This window comes from Pseudoxanthomonas sp. PXM04 (assembly GCF_014851695.1).
In the GTDB taxonomy this organism is placed as follows: domain Bacteria; phylum Pseudomonadota; class Gammaproteobacteria; order Xanthomonadales; family Xanthomonadaceae; genus Pseudoxanthomonas_A; species Pseudoxanthomonas_A beigongshangi.
On record NZ_JACVAG010000001.1, the window covers coordinates 1,140,480 to 1,160,702 of the forward strand.

18 protein-coding genes are annotated in these 20,223 nt (G+C 67.4%); 14 read left to right on the top strand and 4 right to left on the bottom strand.

All coding sequences use genetic code 11. The features are described 5' to 3' along the window. Positions 1-2: 2 nt before the first annotated feature. From IB228_RS05345 to IB228_RS05365, 5 genes are all read left to right on the top strand, one after another. Positions 3-1,424, top strand: a complete 1,422-nt coding sequence (locus IB228_RS05345; protein WP_192197765.1) for a DNA polymerase Y family protein — start codon at positions 3-5, stop codon at positions 1,422-1,424. Continuing rightward, positions 1,421-4,657, top strand: coding sequence for an error-prone DNA polymerase (locus IB228_RS05350; protein ID WP_183641634.1), 3,237 nt, complete (start codon positions 1,421-1,423; stop codon positions 4,655-4,657). The genes IB228_RS05345 and IB228_RS05350 overlap by 4 nt, the downstream gene beginning before the upstream one ends. Before the next feature lies 1 nt (position 4,658). Next, positions 4,659-5,225, top strand: a complete 567-nt coding sequence (locus IB228_RS05355) for an alpha-ketoglutarate-dependent dioxygenase AlkB (RefSeq protein WP_183641632.1) — start codon at positions 4,659-4,661, stop codon at positions 5,223-5,225. A gap of 50 nt (positions 5,226-5,275) precedes the next feature. Continuing rightward, positions 5,276-5,725, top strand: a complete 450-nt coding sequence (locus IB228_RS19995; RefSeq protein ID WP_192197766.1) for a response regulator transcription factor — start codon at positions 5,276-5,278, stop codon at positions 5,723-5,725. Positions 5,726-5,844: 119 nt separating this feature from the next. Continuing rightward, entirely contained in the window at positions 5,845-6,381 is a 537-nt protein-coding gene (locus tag IB228_RS05365) for a DUF4199 domain-containing protein (protein ID WP_192197767.1), read from the top strand. A gap of 3 nt (positions 6,382-6,384) precedes the next feature. On the opposite strand, the gene IB228_RS05370 is transcribed toward IB228_RS05365, so the two are convergent. Continuing rightward, positions 6,385-7,014 (bottom strand): TetR/AcrR family transcriptional regulator, encoded by a 630-nt coding sequence (locus IB228_RS05370; protein ID WP_192197768.1) that lies wholly within the window; start codon positions 7,012-7,014, stop codon positions 6,385-6,387. 78 nt (positions 7,015-7,092) lie between these two features. Between IB228_RS05370 and IB228_RS05375 the strand changes: the two genes are divergently transcribed. Then, on the top strand, positions 7,093-7,467 hold the full coding sequence (locus tag IB228_RS05375) for a cupin domain-containing protein (protein ID WP_192197769.1): 375 nt from the start codon (positions 7,093-7,095) through the stop codon (positions 7,465-7,467). A 15-nt stretch (positions 7,468-7,482) separates the two neighbouring features. On the opposite strand, the gene IB228_RS05380 is transcribed toward IB228_RS05375, so the two are convergent. After that, complete coding sequence (locus tag IB228_RS05380; RefSeq protein WP_192197770.1) at positions 7,483-8,418, bottom strand: Dyp-type peroxidase; 936 nt, start codon at positions 8,416-8,418, stop codon at positions 7,483-7,485. Positions 8,419-8,449: 31 nt separating this feature from the next. After that, entirely contained in the window at positions 8,450-9,289 is an 840-nt protein-coding gene (gene fdhD / locus IB228_RS05385; protein WP_183641619.1) for a formate dehydrogenase accessory sulfurtransferase FdhD, read from the bottom strand. Positions 9,290-9,466: 177 nt separating this feature from the next. On the opposite strand from fdhD, the gene IB228_RS05390 reads away from it, so the two are divergent. From IB228_RS05390 to IB228_RS05405, 4 genes are all read left to right on the top strand, one after another. Then, entirely contained in the window at positions 9,467-11,773 is a 2,307-nt protein-coding gene (locus IB228_RS05390) for an FdhF/YdeP family oxidoreductase (protein ID WP_183641616.1), read from the top strand. Continuing rightward, positions 11,770-12,684: a DnaJ C-terminal domain-containing protein gene (locus IB228_RS20050; RefSeq protein WP_183641614.1), complete on the top strand. Its 915-nt coding sequence runs from the start codon at positions 11,770-11,772 to the stop codon at positions 12,682-12,684. The genes IB228_RS05390 and IB228_RS20050 overlap by 4 nt, the downstream gene beginning before the upstream one ends. Further along, positions 12,681-12,956, top strand: coding sequence for a chaperone modulator CbpM (locus IB228_RS05400; RefSeq protein WP_218533989.1), 276 nt, complete (start codon positions 12,681-12,683; stop codon positions 12,954-12,956). Before IB228_RS20050 ends, IB228_RS05400 begins: the two co-directional genes overlap by 4 nt. A gap of 240 nt (positions 12,957-13,196) precedes the next feature. Continuing rightward, entirely contained in the window at positions 13,197-13,544 is a 348-nt protein-coding gene (locus IB228_RS05405) for a hypothetical protein (protein ID WP_192197771.1), read from the top strand. Between the two features lie 30 nt (positions 13,545-13,574). On the opposite strand, the gene IB228_RS05410 is transcribed toward IB228_RS05405, so the two are convergent. After that, positions 13,575-14,039, bottom strand: a complete 465-nt coding sequence (locus IB228_RS05410) for a hypothetical protein (RefSeq protein ID WP_192197772.1) — start codon at positions 14,037-14,039, stop codon at positions 13,575-13,577. Between the two features lie 220 nt (positions 14,040-14,259). Here IB228_RS05410 and IB228_RS05415 point away from each other — a divergent pair, with 220 nt between their 5' ends. The 4 genes from IB228_RS05415 to IB228_RS05435 all read left to right on the top strand — a co-directional run bounded on the left by IB228_RS05415 (position 14,260) and on the right by IB228_RS05435 (position 20,221). Beyond that, the gene (locus IB228_RS05415) at positions 14,260-14,895 is read left to right on the top strand and encodes a DUF2306 domain-containing protein (RefSeq protein WP_343227054.1); all 636 of its coding nucleotides are present in this window, start codon (positions 14,260-14,262) and stop codon (positions 14,893-14,895) included. Positions 14,896-14,935: 40 nt separating this feature from the next. Beyond that, on the top strand, positions 14,936-15,754 hold the full coding sequence (locus IB228_RS05420) for a nucleotidyltransferase domain-containing protein (protein WP_192197774.1): 819 nt from the start codon (positions 14,936-14,938) through the stop codon (positions 15,752-15,754). Between the two features lie 121 nt (positions 15,755-15,875). Next, positions 15,876-18,263 (top strand): catalase, encoded by a 2,388-nt coding sequence (locus tag IB228_RS20000; protein ID WP_192197775.1) that lies wholly within the window; start codon positions 15,876-15,878, stop codon positions 18,261-18,263. Positions 18,264-18,691: 428 nt separating this feature from the next. Beyond that, positions 18,692-20,221 carry an FAD-dependent oxidoreductase gene (locus IB228_RS05435; protein ID WP_192197776.1) on the top strand — a complete coding sequence of 510 codons (1,530 nt, stop codon included), beginning with the start codon at positions 18,692-18,694 and terminating at the stop codon, positions 20,219-20,221. Positions 20,222-20,223: the final 2 nt, after the last annotated feature.

Here is a 20,223-nt window from a genome sequence, read left to right on the forward strand (position 1 = left end):
GCATGCTCTGGGCCTGCATCTTGCTGCCGCAGCTGGCGCTGGACGCCGTCCTTCGCCGTTGCCCCGATCCCGACGCGCCGCTGGCGCTGGTGACCGGACCGGCGCAACTGCGCACGCTGCATGCCGTCAATGCCGCGGCCGCGCAGGCGGGCCTGCGGGCGGGCATGCGGCTGACCGCCGCGTACGCGCTGCTGCCGGATCTGGCGCTGGCCGAGTACGAACCGCAGGCCGAAGCGCGCTGGCACCGCTTCCTGGCCGCATGGGCCTATCGCCACAGCTCGCTGGTGAGCGCGCAATGGCCTGGCTGCCTGGTGCTGGAAGTGCGCGCCAGTTTCCGCCTGCTGGGCCCGTGGCCACGGTTCGAGGCACGCCTGCGCGAGGAACTGCACGCGCTCGGCTTCAGCCATCGCATCGCGCTGGCGCCGACGCCACGCGCGGCGCGCGTGTTCGCCGGCCTGCGCGACGGCCTGGCGATGATGCAGGCGCCGGGCATGAACGAGGTGCTGGATCGCGTGCCGATCCGGCGCGCCGTGCTGCCCGACGATGCCGGCGAGCGCCTGCACCGCATGGGCATCCGCGATCTGCGCACCCTGCGCGGCCTGCCGCGCGACAGCCTGCGCCGGCGCTTCGGCCTGGAAGTGCTGGAACATCTGGATCGCCTGTATGGCGAGGCCGACGATCCGCTGGTCCATTACGCGCCGCCGGATTATTTCGACGCGCGGGTGGAACTGGGCTACGAAGTGGAAAGCCACACAGCGCTGCTGTTCCCGCTGCGTCGCCTGATCGGCGATCTGTGCACTTACCTGTCGATCCGCGACGGCGGCGTGCAGCGGTTCCTGCTGCGGCTGGAACACGAGGAAGGCCACACCGACGTGGAGGTGGGGCTGCTGTCAGCCGAACGCGAGCCGGCGATGCTGTTCGAACTGACCCGCAACCGGCTCGAACGGGTGTCGATTCCCGCGCCGGTGGTGGCGGTGCGCCTGCTGGCGCGCGAGTTGCCGCCGTTCGTGCCGACCGTACGGGACCTGTTCGACCTGCGCGCGCAGCAGACGCTGCCCTGGCCGCAATTGCGTGAACGCCTGCGCGCGCGGCTGGGCGACGACGCGGTCCACCAGGTGACGCCCACCGGCGATCCGCGTCCGGAGCGGGCGTGGCGGCGACTGCGTGGCGGCGATCATGTGGACATCACGCCGGCGCCCGCGCGTCCGCCGCGCCCGGCCTGGCTGTTGCCGCAGCCGATACCGCTGCGGGATCCGCGTCCGCGCATCCTGTCCGGACCGGAGCGGCTGGAAAGTGGCTGGTGGGATGGTGAAGACGCCCGGCGCGACTACTACGTGCTGGAAACCTCGCAGGGCCAACGCGCCTGGGCGTTCGCGCCGCCGGGCGAGCGGGAACACTGGATGCTGCACGGGTGGTTCGCATGAGCCGCGAACAGGAACGCGATACCGACTCGCCCGGCGGCCGCCCGCCGCGCGCCTGGGAAGTCGCGCAGCGGCTGGGACTGGCGGCAGCCAACGACGACACCGTCGTCGCCGACGATCTGCCGGCCTATGCCGAACTGCATTGCCTGTCGGATTTCTCCTTCCTGCGCGGCGCGGCCAGCGCGGAGGAATTGTTCGCACGGGCCAAGCTTTGCGGCTACGAGGCGCTGGCGATCACCGACGAATGCTCGCTGGCGGGCATCGTGCGGGCGTTGGAAGCCTCGGAGGCCACCGATTTGAAACTGGTGGTGGGCAGCGAGTTCCGGTTGCTCGACGGCCTGCGGCTGGTGCTGCTGGTGGAAAACCATCGCGGCTACACGCAACTGTGCCGGCTGATCACCGTGGGCCGGCGCGCCACCACCAAGGGACGCTACCGGCTCACCCGTCAGGACGTGGAAAGCGTGCTGTGCGAAGACGAGTGCGGACTGTTCGCGCTGTGGCTGCCGGCGCGCGCGCCGGAACCGGAACAGGGAAGGTGGCTGCAACGGGTATTCGGCGAACGCGCGTTCCTGGCGGTGGAACTGCACCGCGACGAGGACGACGATGCCCGCCTGCAACAGCTGCTGGCATTGGCGGTGGAGCAGGGCATGACGCCGGTGGCCGCCGGCGACGTGCACATGGACGTGCGCCGCCGGCGCGTCCTGCAGGACACCATGACCGCGATCCGCCAGGGTCTGCCACTGGCCGAATGCGGAGAGCATCTGTTCCGCAACGGCGAACGCCATCTGCGCACGCGGCGCGCACTGGGCAACATCTATCCGGCGGCCTTGCTGGAGGCGGCGGTTCAACTGGCGCGGCGCTGCATCTTCCATCTGGACCAACTGGAATACCGCTATCCCGTTGAACTGGTGCCGGAAGGCCACACGCCGACCACCTGGCTGCGTGAACTGACCGAGCGTGGCATGCGCGAACGCTGGCCGGAGGGTACGCCCGACAAGGTCAGACGGCAGATCGACGGCGAACTGGCGCTCATCGAAAAGAAGAAATACGAAGCGTTCTTCCTGACCGTCGAGGACATTGTCCGTTTCGCCAAATCGCAGGACATCCTCTGCCAGGGACGCGGCTCCTCGGCCAATTCGGCGGTCTGTTTCGCGCTGGGCATCACCGTGGTCAATCCCGACGAGACCCGCCTGCTGATGGCGCGATTCCTGTCGGAGAACCGCGACGAGCCGCCGGACATCGACGTGGACTTCGAGCATGCGCGGCGCGAGGAGGTGCTCCAGTACGTCTACAACAAGTATGGCCGCGAGCGCGCGGCCATCGCCGCCACGGTGATCCGCTATCGCGGCAAGAGCGCGGTGCGCGATGTCGCCAAGGTGTTCGGCCTGCCGCCGGATCAGATTGCATTGCTGGCCGACTGCTACGGCTGGGGAAACGGCGAAACGCCGATGGAGCAGCGCCTGCGCGAGGCCGGTTTCGACCCGGACAATCCGCTGATCGCGCGGGTGCTGGCGGTGACCGCGATGCTGCGCGGGCATCCGCGCCATCTTTCCCAGCACGTCGGCGGATTCGTGATCAGCGACGCGCCGCTGTCCACGGTGGTGCCGGTGGAGAACGCGTCCATGGACGACCGCACCATCATCCAGTGGGACAAGGACGATCTGGAAACCATGAAGCTGCTCAAGGTCGACTGCCTGGCGCTGGGCATGCTGACCTGCATCCAGAAGGCGGTGAAGCTGATCGAGGAACATCGTGGTTGCGTCATTGACTTGGCCCGGATACCTGGCGATGACGCCGGAACCTACGACCTCATCCAGGCCGCCGACACGGTTGGCGTTTTCCAGATCGAATCGCGCGCGCAGATGAGCATGCTGCCGCGGTTGAAGCCGAAGTGGTTCTACGATCTGGTGATCGAAGTCGCCATCGTTCGCCCGGGTCCGATTCAGGGTGGCATGGTGCATCCCTACCTGCGGCGACGGCAGGGTAAAGACCCGGTGGTCTATCCCTCCGAAGGCATCAAGGAAATTCTCAAAGATACCTTGGGCATTCCGTTGTTCCAGGAACAGGTGATGGAACTGGTGATCCACGCCGGCTACACGGAAGCCGAAGCCGACGGGCTGCGCCGCTCGATGGCGGCCTGGGGGCGCGGCGGCGACATGGAGCCGCATCGGGCACGCATCCGCGAGCTGATGGAGGGCAAGAACTACTCCTCCGAATTCATCGACCAGATCTTCGAACAGATCAAGGGCTTCGGCTCCTATGGCTTCCCGCAGAGCCACGCGGCCTCGTTCGCCAAGTTGGTCTACATCAGCAGCTGGCTGAAGCGGCACGAGCCGGCCGCCTTCACCTGCGCGCTGCTCAACGCGCAACCGATGGGCTTCTATTCGCCCAGCCAGATCGTGCAGGACGCGCGGCGCGGGCGGGGCGGGCGCCTGCCGGTCGAGGTGCGGCCGGTCGACGTGCTGCACAGCGACTGGGACTGCACGCTGGAAGGCGGGCGTTTCCGCATGGGCGACGAGGATGACGCCGGCCAGCCGGCGATCCGGCTGGGCATGCGCCAGATCAGCGGATTGTCGGAGGCGATGGCGAATGCGATCGTCGCCGCCCGCACGCGCCAGCCGTTCCGCGACGTGCGCGATCTGTGCCTGCGCGCGCGGCTGGATGAAAAGGCCCGGCATGCGCTGGCCGAAGCCGGCGCGCTGGAAGCGCTGGCCGGAAACCGCCACGCCGCGCGCTGGGCGGTGGCCGGCATCGAGCGCCAGCGGCCGCTGCTGCCCGGCAGCCCGGACGAGGGCGCCATCGCGCTGCCGGCGCCGCGCACCGGCGAGGACGTGCTGTCGGATTACCGCGCGCTGGGACTGACCCTGCGCACGCATCCGCTGGCGCTGCTGCGTCCACGGTTGCAGGGCGAGCGGGTACTGGATTCGCGCCAGTTGCAGGACATGCCGCACGGGCGTGGTGTGCATGCCGCCGGCATCGTCACCCAGCGGCAGCGGCCGGGCACCGCCAGCGGGGTCATCTTCGTGACCCTGGAAGACGAGCACGGCGTGGTCAACGTGGTGGTCTGGCCGCACCTGGCTGCGCGCCAGCGCAAGGCCCTGCTGGGCGCGCGCCTGCTGTCGGTGCGCGGACGCTGGGAGCACGTGGACGGCGTGCAGCACCTCATCGCCGCCCAGTTGCGCGACATGAGCGACTGGCTGGGCGACCTGGTCACCCCCTCGCGGGACTTCCACTGAGATGGATCTGTTCGCCACGCCCATGCAGCAATTGGCCGACGATGCCCAGGGCGGCATCCGCTACTGGCCGGATTTCATCGACGAGGCACGGGCGTGGCGGTGGTTCCAGGCCCTGCAGGCGGGCGCCAACTGGACCCACCTGCAACGGCCCATGTACGAGAAGGTGGTGGACGTACCACGCCTGCTCGCCAGCTATGATCTCGACGCCTTGCCCGAGGACCTGCCGCTGGCCGAGATGCTGGCGCGGGTGCAGGCCGTGGTGCCCGCGCCCTACAGCCGGGTGGGCATGAACCTCTACCGCGACGGTCACGACAGCGTCGCCATGCACAGCGACAAGCTGCACATCCTGCGCGAAGGCCATCCGATCACCCTGGTCTCGCTGGGCGCGCCGCGCCGCATGCTGATCAAGCGCAAGGGCGAGGGGCACAAGGCCATCGCCATCGATCTGTTGCCGGGTAGCCTGCTCAGCATGAGCCACGCCTCCCAGCTCACCCACGAACACGGCATTCCCAAGACCCGCCGCCCGCAGGCGCCGCGCATCAGCGCGGTGTTCCGGGTCCGGCCCTAGTCCCTGCGGCGCCTTTCACCAGGGCCGGCATTGCCGGACAATCCGCCGGCATGAGCCGCCGACACGCCCGGATGCCATCCCGAAACTGGAAGCGGACCGCCGTGTACGGCGTGGCGCTGGCGCTGGCGGCGCTCGGCCTGCAATGGCTGGATTACCAGCGGCTGGCGCGCACCCATTGGGACGACTTCTACGTTGGCCTGATCGCGCTGGCCTTCCTCGTGCTGGGGGTGTTCGTCGGCGCCCGCCTGTTCGCTGGCCGCCATCGCCCACCGGCCTTCGACGGCAACCCGCGGGCGCAGGACAGCCTGGGCATCAGCGATCGCGAACGGGCGGTGCTGCTGGAACTTGCGGCGGGACGCTCCAACAAGGAAATCGCCCGCGAGCTGCACATCGCGCCCAGCACGGTGAAGACCCACGTGGCCCGGCTGTACGAAAAGCTGGGTGCGCGCCGGCGTACCGAGGCGGTGCGGCGCGCGCGCGAACTGGGGCTGGTTCCCTGAACAGGTGGATCGCATGCCATCCTTGGGCGGAAACGGGCCGAATCACCCGTTTGGCCGATTGCCGCACGCCGGGCCGGGCCGCCCAATGACGCCGCCATTCCCGACCCGAGAGGTGTCCCATGCTGCGCAGAATCCTGTCCTATGGCCTGCTCGCCGGCCTGATTGCCGGCGGCGTCCTGTCCCTCATCGTGCTGACCGTGCAGGACGCCATTCCCTCCGGCTACAGCATGGCGATCGGCTACCTGACCATGCTGGTGGCGCTGAGCCTGGTGTTCCTGGCCATCAAGCGCCACCGGGATCGCGAACTGGGTGGGGTGATCCGGTTCTGGCCGGCATTCGGCCTGGGCCTGGGCGTGAGCTTCATCGCCAGCCTGATCTACATGCTGTCCTGGGAGGCGGCGCTGGCGATCAGCGGCCTGGACTTCGCCGACACCTATGCCAGGGCGATGATCGAGGCACAGAAGGCCAAGGGCGCCAGTCCCGAAGCACTGGCCAGACTGGCCGCCGACATGGAGACGTTCAAGGCGCAGTACGCCAATCCGCTGTTCCGGCTGCCGATGACGTTCATTGAAATTTTCCCGGTCGGCGTGCTGGTCTCGCTGATTTCGGCCGCCATCCTGCGCAACCCGCGCGTCCTGCCGGCGCGGCGGGGATGAGGCTCAGGCCTTGCGCAGGTAGCGCACCAGCAGTGCGGTGACCTCGTCGATGTAGGCGTCCGCGCGATCGCCGGACACCATCTCCGGGCGCAGCACCACCGCCGCGTGGGTCAGTGCTTCCACCGTGGACACGGCGATGAAGGTCGCCGTGTCCAGATCCTGCACGCGCAGTTCCTGCCGGTGGCTTTCCAGGTACAGGCGGATGAGCGCGTAGACCTCGCGATCGATGGCCTCGATGTTCTCCAGCAGTCCCACCCGCGGGGTCTGTTCGACCAGCACCCGGTGCAGGCGGGGATTGATGCGATGCGCGTCGATCATCACCCGCACCAGTTCGCGGGTGGCCAGATCCAATGGCTCCTGCGCCACCCGGGCCAATGCGTCGCGGATGCGCTGCATCATCTCCTGCATGTGCTGGCCGATCACGCCTGCGACCAGCGCTTCCTTGCTCGGGTAGTACTGGTACAGCGAACCGATGCTCACGCCGGCCGCCTGGGCGATGCGATTGGTGCTGGCGCGGTCGTAGCCTTCCTTGACCAGAATGCGAGCGGTGGCTTCCAGCAGCGCGTCCACGGTGGCGCGGGAACGTTCCTGGCTGGCGGTTTTGCGTGGTTTCGTGGCGGGTTTGCGGGCCATGGCGGTCGACGGAAAAGCGAGTAGACAAGGCGAGCGATGACTCACATTCTATGCATGCTTTCATCAGGCGCACAAACCATGCTGACGTTTGATCCACAGGAACGCGTGGTCGGTTTCGACGATACCCGCCGCGCGTCCGATATCCCGCTGGCCAGGCTGAGCGAGGCGACATCCGAATGGATGGTGGCGTTGATCGATATCATTGATGAGCCGTCGGTGGACGCGCGGTTCTGGGAACGCCATCCCGGGGGCGACAAGATCCTCTACGTGCTGGAAGGCGGAATCGCGGTGACGCTGGCCCCGGAAGGCGGGGAAGAAACCACGGCCAGGGTGATCGCGCCCGACGCCTGCGTCATACCGAAAGACAACTGGCACCGCCTGCAGGTGCTGTCGCCGGGCCGGATGCTGTGCGTGACGCCGCGGGTGGGGACAGAGGATCGCAGGTACGAGTGAGGCGTCCTCCCGCGCTCAATCCGCTCCCGCCGCTTTCTCCAGGAATTCCGCCGAAGGCACGAAGAACAGCGCGCCGGTCACCGCGGTGCTGAAATCCAGCAGGCGATCGTAGTTGCCGGGCGGGTTGCCGATGAACATGTTCTCCAGCATCTTCTCGATGCGCGAGGGAGAGCAGGCGTAGCCGATGAAGTAGGTGCCGAATTCGCCCTTGGCGGCGTCGCCGAAGGACATGTTGTCGCGCAGGATTTCCAGTTCGCGGCCATCCTCGACCAGCGAGGTCAGCGCGTTGTGGGCGTAGCTGGGCTTGGTCGCGTCGTCCAGTTCGATGTTCGACTGCTTGCTGCGGCCGACGATTTTTTCCTGCTCGGGTTCGGGCACCGCGTTCCAGCCGCGCAGGTCATGCAGGTACTTCTGCACGATGACGTAGCTGCCGCCGGCGAAGACGGGATCCTCGGCGCCGACCAGGGTGGCATCCAGCGCCGCCTGGCCGACCGGATTCTCGGTGCCATCGACGAAGCCGATCAGATCCCGGTTGTCGAAATAGGTGAAGCCGTGGACCTCGTCCGCGCCGGTCACCGCGTCGCCCAGCCGCCGCATGATGTGGGTGGCCAGTTCGAAGCACAGATCCTGGCGGGCGGCGCGGATGTGGAACAGCAGGTCGCCGGGCGTGGCGACGGCATGGTGCCGGCCGTTGATCTCGCGGAACGGATGCAGTTCGCGCGGACGCGGCGCGCCGAACAGTCCGTCCCAGGCGTCCGAGCCGATTCCCAGCACGCACGACAGCGCCGCGTCGGGCACGCGGGAGCCGATGGCGCGTACCAGCCCGCCCAGATCGGCGCACAGGGCGCGGCAGGCCTGCGCCGGCGCGTCTCCGCGCGCCAGGGTGACGACCAGGAAAATCGCGGCGCGCGTCAGCGGCGCGGTGACGGGCTGGGCCAGGATGGGTTGCACGACATCTCCTGCGGAAAGAGAAGGAACAGGCTCACGGCGAGGCCACGAGGCGTTCGGGAAAGGTGTAGAGATTGCAGCCGTCGCCGCGCGCGAAACCGATCAGGCAGACGTTGGCCCCGCGTGCCAGTTCGATCGCCAGCGCCGTGGGCGCGGACACGGCGGCGATGAAGCCGATGCCGGCGCGGGCGGCCTTGGTCACCATCTCGTAGCTGGCGCGGCTGGAGATCACCAACATGCCGGTCGCCGGATCATCGCCGGCGCGCGTCATCGCGCCGATCAGCTTGTCCAGTGCATTGTGCCGGCCGACATCCTCGCGCACCCGCAGGATGTCGCCCCCGGCGTCGGTCCAGGCGGCGGCGTGGGTGGAGCCGGTGGCGGCGTTCATGGGCTGGTGCGCGTCGAGCGCCGCCAGTGCCCGCCGCAACGCCTCGACGGTGAAGCTGGGCGTGTGCGTGATCGGGGCGGCGGGACGTACCACATCCTCCAACTGGCGCGTTCCGCACAGGCCGCAGCCGCCACGGCCGGGCAGCCAGCGTGAATCGCCTTCGTCCAGGGTCGCGGCGGGCGCGCCGTCGGCGACGGTCATTGCCAGCTCGATGCCTTCCAGCTGCCAGTGCGTGCGGACGCCCAGCAGTTGTCCGGGCGCGGTAATCAGGCCCTCGCTCAGCGAGAACCCCAGCGCGAAATCGTCCAGATCGCAGGGCGACGCCATCATCACCGCGAACGGCCGGCCGTTGTAGCGCATGGCCACCGGCATTTCCTCGGCAAGCCGATCCAGCACCGCCTCGGTGGCATCGCCCTGGCGACGCAGGACATGCCGATCCACCCACCCGGAGGTGGCGGAAGGCGGGGCGTCACCGCGTTCGGGCATGGCGTTTCATTTCCGCTGGCTGGCAATTTCCATTTCGTTCGCCGGCCACCGGATGGAACAACCGGCCGCGGACGAACCGTCGCAGCGTAGCTCATCCGTTTCATCGCGGCGAGGTGGAGCGGGACGGCGTAAAGTGCTTAACTGGCCGCGACGGTTCGCATATGGAGGTATCCGGTCATGAGCGCGCAGAAACCTCCCCGCTACAAGCCCTACCATCAGCCGGCGGGCGGCTGGGGCGCGGCCGCCGCGACCGCCAAGGTGCTGCTGGAACAGAGCGTGGTCAGCAAGGGCTCGCGCGCGCTGCTGGCGATGAACCAGCCCGGCGGCTTCAAGTGCCCGAGTTGCGCGTTTCCGGACGCCGACTGCACCAAGAAGCTGGAGTTCTGCGAGAACGGCGTGAAGGCGCTGGCCTTCGAGGCGACCCAGGCGCGGGTGACCCGCGAGTTCTTCGCCCGGCACAGCGTGTCCGAATTGATGGAACAGTCGGACTACTGGCTGGAGATGCAGGGCCGGCTGACCGAGCCCATGCGCTACGACGCCGCCACGGATCACTACGTACCCTGCGACTGGGACACCGCCTTCGAGATCATCGGGCGCCATCTGCGGGGGCTGAAGAGCCCGCACGAAGCCGAGTTCTACACATCCGGGCGCACGCCGAACGAAGCGGCGTTCCTGTACGCGATCTTCGTCCGCCAGTTCGGCACCAACAATTTTCCCGACTGTTCCAACATGTGCCACGAGCCGACCAGCCGCGGCTTGCCGCCGGCCATTGGGGTGGGCAAGGGCACGGTGGTGCTGGAGGATTTCGAGCACGCCGAGGCGATCTTCGTGATCGGCCAGAACACCGGCACCAACTCGCCGCGGATGATGACCCACCTGGTCGAGGCGCGGAAACGCGGCATTCCCATCGTCGCGGTCAACCCGATGCCCGAGCGCGCCCTGATCCGGTTCACCGAACCGCAGGACGTGGTGCAGATGGCGACGTTCGGATCGACGGAGATCTCCAGCGAGTTCGTGCATGTCCGCATCGGCGGCGACCTGGCGCTGCTCAAGGGCATGATGAAGGTGCTGTTCGAACGCGAGGCGGCGGGCGAGCCGGTGCTGGATCACGAGTTCCTGCGCGAGCACACGACGGGCCTGGAAGCGGTCCGCGAGGAAATCCTGTCCCTGGACTGGGCGGACATCGTGCGGGTGTCCGGCGTGGCGGAGGAACAGATTCGCCGTTGCGCGGAAATCTACATCCGCTCCGACGCCACCATCATCTGCTACGGCATGGGACTCACCCAGCACCAGCAAGGCTCGCGGCTGGTCCAGCAGGTCGCCAACCTGCTGTTCCTGCGCGGCAATTTCGGCCGGCCAGGCGCGGGGATTTCGCCGATTCGCGGCCACTCCAACGTGCAGGGCGATCGCACCGTCGGCATCGACGAGAAGCCATCGGCGGCGTATCTGGACCGGGTGGGCGAGGTGTTCGGTTTCGAACCGCCGCGCGCGCACGGTCACCACACCGTCGAGTCCATCGCCGCGATGATGGACGGTACCGCCAAGGTGTTCATCGGCCTGGGCGGCAACTTCGTGCGTGCCGTGCCCGACACCGAACAGGCGTATGCGGCCATGCGCAAGCTCGACCTCACCGTGGGCATCACCACCAAGTTGAACCGCGGTCATCTGGTGCACGGCAGGGAGGCGCTGATCCTGCCGGTGATCGCACGCTCGGAACGCATCCAGACCGCCGCCGGCGAGCAGTTCGTCACCATCGAGGACTCGATGTCCAACGTCACCGCCTCGCGCGGGGTGCTGGAACCGGCCAGTCCGCAACTGTTGCCGGAGGTGGAGATCGTCTGCCGGATGGCGATGGCGACGCTGCCGGACAGCCGGATTCCCTGGGCCGACTACGCGGTGGATTACGATCTCGTCCGCGCGCGCATCGCCGATGTCTATCCGGCATTGTATGCCGGCTTCGTCGAGCGCATCCGCGCCCCGAAGGGCTTCCATCTGGATGTCGCGCCACGCCGGCGGGTCTGGCTCACGCCCAATGGCAAGGCCAACTTCCTGCCGCTGCCGGGGCTGGAAGTGAATGATCAGGTCGCGGATCCGTCGATGCTGCGATTGGCCACCGTGCGTTCGCACGATCAGTTCAACACCACCATCTACAGCTACAACGATCGCTACCGCGGCGTGTACAACGATCGCATGGTCCTGTTCATGAACGAGGAGGATCGCCGCGAGCGCGGGCTGCGGCCGGAACAGCAGGTCGCGCTGGAAACCTTCAGCACCGATGGCCGGCAGCGCCGCGTCGAGGGGCTTACGGTGCTCGACTATCCGATGCCGCGCGGCTCGGTGGCCGGCTACTACCCGGAACTGAATCCGTTGCTGCCGCTGGATTATCACGATCGCATCAGCGGCACGCCGGCGGCCAAGTCGATACCGGTGCGCGTGATCGCGATGGATGCGCCGGCGGCGGCGCAAGCGGAGGCTGGCGCGTGAGCAATCCCTACGAGATCCTGGGCGTCCCGGCGAGCGCTTCGGCCGACGAGATCAAGAAGGCCTACCGGCGATTGGCGCGCAAGCTGCACCCGGACCTCAATCCCGGCGACAAGGCGGCCGAGGACCGCTTCAAGGACGTCGCCGTCGCCTACCGCCTGCTCGGGGACGCGGAGCAGCGCAAGCGCTACGACGCCGGCGAGATCGACGAAACCGGCGCCGAACGGCCGCAGCATCGCTACTATCGCGACTATGCCGGCGCCGATCACGGCCATGCCTACGGCAACGACACCGACCATGCCGCCTACGCGGATTTCGCCGAAGGCGATGACCCGTTCGCCGAACTGCTCCGGCGCAGCGCGCAGGCGCGCGCGCACCGGCGCGGACAGGACATGCACTACCGCCTGCCGATCAGCCTGGCCGACGCCATCAACGGCACCCGGACCCGGCTGACGCTGCCCACCGGCGATACCCTGGACGTCACCGTGCCGGCCGGGATCGTACCGGGGCAGACTTTGCGGCTGCGCGGCAAGGGCGCGCCCGGCGGCGAGCAGGGCCAGCCGGGCGACGCGCTGATCGAACTGGACGTGATGCCGGATCCCCGTTTCAGCCAGGACGGCGAGGATCTTGGCCTGGAAGTGCCCATCTCGTTGCGCGAAGCGGTGCTGGGCGGGCCGATTCGCGTGCCCACTCCCACCGGACACGTGGACCTGAACGTGCCGCCGGGCTCCGACGGCAGCAGCCGGCTGCGGGTGAAGGGCCACGGCATGCCGCGCCGGGGCGGCGGGCGAGGCGACGAGTACGTCCGCCTGCGCATCGTGCTGCCCAAGGGCGGCGATCCCGAACTGAAGGACTTCGTCTCCGGATGGCACGCAGGGCAGGGCCATCATCCCCGCGAGGAACCGCAGGCATGAACATCGATCTGGAAGAATTCCTGAGCCAATCCGGCATCCGCCGCGAAACGCTGACCGTGTGGATCGAGAAGGCCTGGATCACGCCCGCGCGGACCGCCAGCCGCGTCGAACTGACCGAAATCGACGTCGCCCGCGCCTATCTGGTACGCGACCTTTCCGACGATCTGGGCGTGAACGAGGAAGGCATCGACGTGGCCCTGCATCTCATCGACCAGATCCACGGGCTGCGCCGCCTCCTCGCGCGACTGCGCGGGGAGATCAAGGGCGAGTAGGGAAGGTCCGTACATCTGCGCGAATGGACTTACTGCGGACATGGGGACACGGCGCGTCGCGGCTCCGCCTCCGCATGCTGATCAGCACTCCGTCCAATCCCGCATGCCCGCTTTGCCTCCCCCTTCGAAGAAGGGGGACCGAGGGGGATTGGCTCTTCGCGGCAGGGCCCAATACCGATGAACCGCATGCCCGATCCCCATGGCCCGGTGTGAACCCACCCCACGAACCACAGGAACATCATGTCCACTCGCGAAGAACTCCTGGCACACCTCTGGGCCGAGGTAATCAACATCCAGCTCAGGCCGGATGGTTTGGCCCAGGTGATCGCCCATGCCAAACAGCGACCGGATGATCCGCTGGCCGACAGCGGACCGGCCCTCGAGCGGCTGCTTGCTCTCGGAGCCGATCCCCGGGACATCTGCCTGCTGATGCGGAACACGGCCTACGAGGCGGTGTTTTCGACGCTCTACGCCATCGGCGATCCCGGCGTCGACGGCAACGACGTCTTCATGCTGCACGAGGATCTGCTGTCGGCCGATCCCAGTGGCATGGAGGGAAGGCCTGGCTCCACGTCCTGGCCTGCATGATGTCGCTGGAGAACGGCAACTCCATGCCGGTTACTTTCCTCCGCGCGCGGCGACGAGAATCCGCGGCCAGGCACACCGCAGTTTCAAGGGAACGATGATGGAGGCCAGCAACCCTGTCGCCAGGCAGGCGATGTCGGAACCGTATTCGGCCAGGACGAGAATCGCGTTGGCGGTGCGCATGTGACCATCGACCGACCATTGGGGGGCAAGATAGATCGCCGCAAGATCCAGCGGCAGGAACAATCCGCCTGCGAGCGTGACAAATCCAAACGTCAGCAGCAGGCACGCCAGGATGAAGGAGCGACGGGCCTCGACTGGCATGCGGGAGCGGCAGGCGATGAACCAGGCGACCCAGGCGGGCAACGCCACCACCAGCATCAGGGCAAGCGCGCCGAGTCCGACGACGAGCAGGGAAATGGTGTCCAGGCTGGCGTTATCCCTTGCAGGAAAGAAGGTCGAGCCGGCATTGGACGCCTGGCATAGGCCAGTGCGCATTCTGCGGACGCGCCTCATCCTACGTCGGCATGATGGCGCCAACAACGGACAGGGAAAGGGATTCCACTCCGGCCTGCCACCTGAACACGCCGCTGTCTGGTTCGAGGGCATTGCGTTAGGCTGGCGGCGGCATCCCGTCGACGGCACCCGCATGTCTTCAGAAACCCACGTCCGGACTCCATACCCGTACAGCCACCTTCTGAAAATCCTGTTGGTCGCCGTGGCATGGTCGGCGGTCGCACTGGCATCCCTCGAATTCCTCTCCATCGCCTACCAGAAGTACACCCAACTGAATGCCGGCAGCTACGGCATGTTCTGGACCCGGCGCGAGTGGCTGTGGACGCATATCGGTGGTGGCGCGCTGACGGTCCTGCTGGGCGCGCTGCAATTCCTGCCGCAACTTCGCCGCAACTGGCCGCGGGTGCATCGCTGGACTGGCCGGACTTTCCTGCTGGGCATGCTGGTCGCCTGCGTGGGCGCGGTGGGACTGATCCTGACCAGCCCTGCGCCGGCCGCGATACGCACCGCATTCGGCGCCACCGCGCTGGCCTGGCTGGTCACCGCCTTCCTGGGCTATCGCGCCATCCGCCGTGGGCAGGTGGACGTGCACCGGCGATGGATGATCGGCTGCTACCTGGTGACGCTGGCGCCGATCACCTTCCGGGCGCTGATCCGGATTCCCGGCATGATGGAACTCGCCTCGCCGATGGTGATGATTCCGACGCTGCTGTGGTTGAGCTGGGCCGCGCCGTTGCTGGTGTACGGAGCGGGCGTGTCCTTGATGCGCGGGATGCAGGCGCAGCGCGGATTTCCCGGACGCACGCTCCGCAGCAACCCGGAAGTCGAATCCGCATGATTGCAATCCGGCTTTGGCCCGTGTCCTTCGAGCGCCGGACATGAGCGGAATGCTTCCCCCACAGCACCAGGCGTTTGTCGAAAGGGTACGGGCCGGGGTTTCCCGCGACCCGCGGCTGAAGGCCCTGCTTGCGGGCGGTTCCTATGTCCACGGCGGCTTCGACCGCTATTCGGATCTGGATTTCGTGGTGGTCGTGGAGTCTGGCGGGTATTCCGAGGTCATGGCCACGCGCAGGCAGTTCGCGGAAAGCCTGGGCGACCTGCTGTCAGCTTTCAGTGGAGAGCATGTCGGCGAACCGAGGTTGCTCATCTGTCTTTACGGTCCTCCCTTGCTCCATGTGGATCTCAAATTCATCGTTGCGGAAGATCTGGGCCGGCTCGTAGAACGACCCGCGGTGCTGTTCGCCCGCGACGCCGCCGATATCGAAGCCCGACTCGACGCGGCGATCATCCATTGGCCGGAGCGCTCCCCGGAATGGTTCGAACAGCGGGCCTGGATCTGGCTGCATTACGGTGCGGCCAAGCGGGGGCGCGGCGAACTGTTCGAGGCCATGGGGATGCTCGCCTTTTTCCGCGATCAGGTATTGGGGCCGATGCTTCATCGCAGGGCCGGGCGCGCGCAGCGGGGCCTGCGGCGAATGGAGACGTGGGATGATGCGGCGATCCAACTGCTGGCACGTACAGTGGCCGTGCATGACGCCGGTTCGGTTCGCGATGCCCTGTCCGCTGCGGCAGAAATCTACCTGGACCTTCGCGACGACGAGCCGCCGGGCGAGGTGACAAGCGGGATGCCCGAACTGCTGTTGGCCTATCTTGAGGGTGGCACCGGTGCGTCAAGCCAGGTGCATGCCGGCGGATGAACATGTCGATGGGTAAGCAAGCCAGGCCCTGGCCTGCCGAATCACTCGCGTCGACTGCCGAACGCATTCTGTTCACTCCATCGGGCTAGCTTGGGACACCTCTCTCCAGGAGGTGTCCGCCATGAGCAAGAAGCAAACCCCCTCCAAGCGGTCGGCTACGGGGAAGAAAGCCCGCCCCCGTACCGATTCCGGCCCGGCCGAGGGACGGTCCGGGGGGCTGGGCGTGCCGCAGGCCGAGGTCGCCCGCCTGGCCGAAGCATGGTCAAGCGAGCGCGAGTACAACGCCGGCAAGGCGGCCGAGCACGGTCTGGAACATGCGCTGGATCCGCCGGAGGGCGAGCATGTTCCAGCGCCCGCGCCGGACGCGGCCGCCAGCACGGTGAGCGAGCGCAACGACACCGGAAAGTCCGGCGAACCGGCGTTGCCGGGCATGGACGCCGGCAGCGGCCCGCTGCTGCGCGTGCGCAACGATGCCGGTGATCGCCGCTTGACCACCAACCAGGGCGTGCCGGTGGCGGACAACCAGAACAGCCTGAAGGCCGGTCTGCGTGGGCCCGCGCTGCTCAAGGATTTCATCCTGCGCGAGAAGATCACCCATTTCGACCACGAACGGATTCCCGAGCGTATCGTGCATGCGCGGGGTTCCGGCGCGCACGGCTATTTCGAAGCCTACGAGAGCCTGTCCGAACTCACCCGAGCCGCCCCGTTCGAAGCCGCCGGCAAGCGCACGCCGGTATTCGTGCGCTTCTCCACCGTGGCTGGCGAGCGGGGCTCCAAGGACACGGCTCGCGATGTGCGCGGTTTCGCGGTGAAGTTCTATACCGACGAGGGCAACTGGGACCTGGTGGGCAACAACATGCCGGTTTTCTTCATCCAGGACGCGATCAAGTTTCCGGATCTGGTGCACGCGGTGAAGCCCGAGCCGCATCATGCGATGCCACAGGCCGCATCCGCCCACGACACCTTCTGGGATTTCGTTTCGCTGATGCCCGAATCCACCCACATGTTGATGTGGCTGATGTCCGATCGCGCCATCCCGCGCAGTTTCCGGATGATGCAGGGCTTTGGCGTGCACACGTTCCGGCTGGTGAATGCGGACGGCGATTCGGTGTTCTGCAAGTTCCACTGGAATCCCGTGCTCGGCACCCATTCGCTGGTGTGGGACGAGGCGGTGAAGATCTCCGGCGCGGATCCCGATTTCCACCGGCGCGATCTCTGGGAGGCAATCGAGGCCGGCGATTATCCCGAATACGAATTGGGCCTGCAGATCTTCACCCCGGAGCAGGCCGAGGCCTTCAGCTTCGACGTGCTGGACGCGACCAAGATCGTGCCGGAGGAACTGGTGCCGTTGCGCGTCGTCGGGCGGCTGGTGCTAAACCGCAATCCGGACAACTTCTTCGCCGAGACCGAGCAGGTGGCGTTCTGCGCCGCGCATGTGATCCCCGGCATCGACTTCACCAACGATCCGTTGCTGGCCGGACGCATCCATTCCTACGTGGATACCCAGATCAGCCGGCTGGGCGGGCCCAACTTCCACGAGATTCCCATCAACGCGCCGCTGGCGCCGGTACACAACAACCAGCGTGACGGAATGCACCGGCAGGCCATCCATCGAGGGCGTGTCTCGTACGAGCCCAATTCGTTGGGCGGCGGTTGCCCGTTCCAGGCGGGTGCGGCCGGTTTCGTCTCGTTTTCCGAGCCGTCCGAAGGCGACGAGGTACGGGCAAAACCCGAGAAATTCGCCGAGCATTTCGCCCAGGCCACCCTGTTCTACGAGAGCCAGACCGCGTTCGAGAAACGCCACATCGCCGCCGGTTTCCGCTTCGAGTTGAGCAAGGTGACGGTGCCGGCCATCCGGCGCCGGGTCGTTTCGATGCTGCGCAATGTCTCCGAGACGCTGGCGGCTGAAGTCGCCGCCGGGCTGGGCATGGCACTGCCACCGGCGATGCCGCGCGCACTGGAACGACCGCCGGCGGCGGAAGTGACCCTGTCGCCCGCGCTGTCGCTGACCGCCAGGCCGGGAGACGGCGGCATCCGCAGCCGGCGGGTGGCGATCCTGGCCACGCGCGGCGTGCGCGCCAAGGATGTGCGTGCGCTGGTGGAAGCGCTGGGCGGTCGGGGCGCGGGCGTGCGCGTGCTGGGTCCACAGGTCGGCGCGCTGGAAACCGAGGAGGGGGAAACGCTCGACGCGGACGCCTCGGTCGAGAACGAGCCCAGCGTGCTGTTCGACGCGCTGGTGCTGCCGGCCGGCGAGGAAGCGGTGGCGTTGTGGTCGGCCGACGGCCGGGTACTGGAATTCGTGCGGGATGCCTGGCGCCACGGCAAGGCGATCCTGGCGCTCGGCACGGCCAGCGAAGTGCTGTCGGTCGCCGGCATCGATATCGAATCCAACGCCGACGATGCCCTCGTGATGGCCGAGTTCGCCGGCGAGGAGGCGTTGTCCCGATTCGTCGGCGCGATTGCCGGACATCGCAACCCCGAGCGCGAGACGGATCCGCCCCGGGTCTGAGGCAATCTCCGTGACACAAGGAAAACGCGGGCCCGCGGCCCGCGTTTTCCTTCCTCGCAAGACGACGGAGGAATGACCTGGCGAGTGGTCGCCGCGGCCGCCTTCGGCGGCGATGTTGCGCTGCTTGTCCGGGTCCATGCTGGCGAAGCCACGACAATCCTGGCCCGAGTTCTGGTTGCGGTTCTGGGTTGGCATTGAAAGTCTCCTGTTTGCGGGCAGGGAAGTGCCCGAACGGATCGCCGCAATGCCCATGCCAGCTTTCAACCGGTCGGCATGACGCCTGGTGCACGCCGGGACGGGAAGGCGGAAAATTTTCCAACCCGAGCTCGCGCAGATTCGGCCGACGTGGCGGGTGCTGGTGGAGGCTTCACTTTATTTTTTTCCGGGGTGGGCTAAGCCAAGCCCATCCTCGCAGCAGGGAATCCGCCATGGGTACCGCACGCACGCAACCGCTCTGGACGCCGGTGGACACGGCTACCGCGGACTGGTTTCTCGAAGGCCCGGTCAGCGAAGCACAGGACGTCGTGATCGTCGGCGCGGGCATCGCCGGACTGAGCACGGCACTGTGCCTGTGCCGCGAAGGCAGGAGGGTGCTGGTCATCGATCGCGCCGGCCTTGGCGCGGGCGAAACCCTGCGCACCACCGCGCATCTGGCGTCCGCGCTGGACGATCGCTACTACCGTCTGGCCCGCCAGCATGGCGAGGAGGGGGCGCGACTGGCGGCGGCCAGCCATGCGGCCGCCATCGACTGGATCGAGGAGCTGGCCCTGGCCTCGGATCCGCCGTGCGGATTCCGCCGGCTGCCCGGCTATCTGTTCTCGCATGACGGGGATACCGACAACCTGCGCCGCGAGGAGGAGGCGGCACGGGCCGCGGGATTGTCGGCCGAACTGGTGGGCGAGGGCGAGGAGGCACCTGCCGCGCTGGGGCCGGTGCTGCGGTTCGATCAGCAGGCGCGGGTGGACATGGGCCTGTACCTGTTGGTGCTCGCCAAGGCCGTGCGTGATGCAGGCGGCGCGTTCCTGCGCGCCGAGGCCAGCGCGGTGGAAGGTGGTGCGCAGCCATGCGTGCACCTGCGTGACGGCGAAGTGCGCGCGAACGCGGTGGTGGTCGCCAGCAACGTGCCATTCCACGAGACCGGAGCGACCTATACCAAGCAGGCGCCCTACCGGACCTACGCCGTGGTCGCGGAGGCGCCGCCGGAGACCTTGCCCGACGCGTTGTATTGGGACGACGGCGATCCTTACCACTACGTGCGCCTGCAGATGCCGGGCGACGCGGCCGATCCGGTGCAGGTCATCGTGGGCGGCGAGGATCACAAGACCGGACAGGAGGATGACCCGACCGCCTATGTGCGCCTGCAGGAATGGGCGAAGGCGAGATTCTCGGGAATAGGACGATTCACCCATGCATGGTCGGGCCAGGTACTCGAGCCGGCGGACGGTCTGGCCTTCATCGGCCGGGATCCCGACAACGAGAATGTTTACCTGGTGACCGGTGACTCCGGCAACGGCATCACCCACGGTACCCTGGCCGGGTTGTTGATCACGGATCTGATCCAGGGGCGCGACAATCCATGGACCGGACTCTACGACCCGGCTCGCAAGCCGGTGCGTGGCGGCGGCGAGTGGCTGCGCGAGAACGCCAATGCAGCACTGCAATACCGCGACTGGATCCGGCCGGGCGAGGTGGCCGACGCCGACGCGATCGCGCGTGGCACCGGCGCGGTGCTGCGCCGCGGCCTGCATCGGGTAGCGTTGTATCGCGGCGCGGATGGACACCTGCATGCCTTCAATGCGCGCTGCCCGCACCTGGGCTGCGTGGTGCGCTGGAGCAGCGAGGAAAAATCCTGGGACTGTCCTTGCCATGGTTCGCGCTTCGATGCGGCCAGCGGCGCCATTCTCAATGGCCCCACGAGCGAACCGTTGTCGCCCTTCCCATGGGAAAAGGCTTCCTGAGC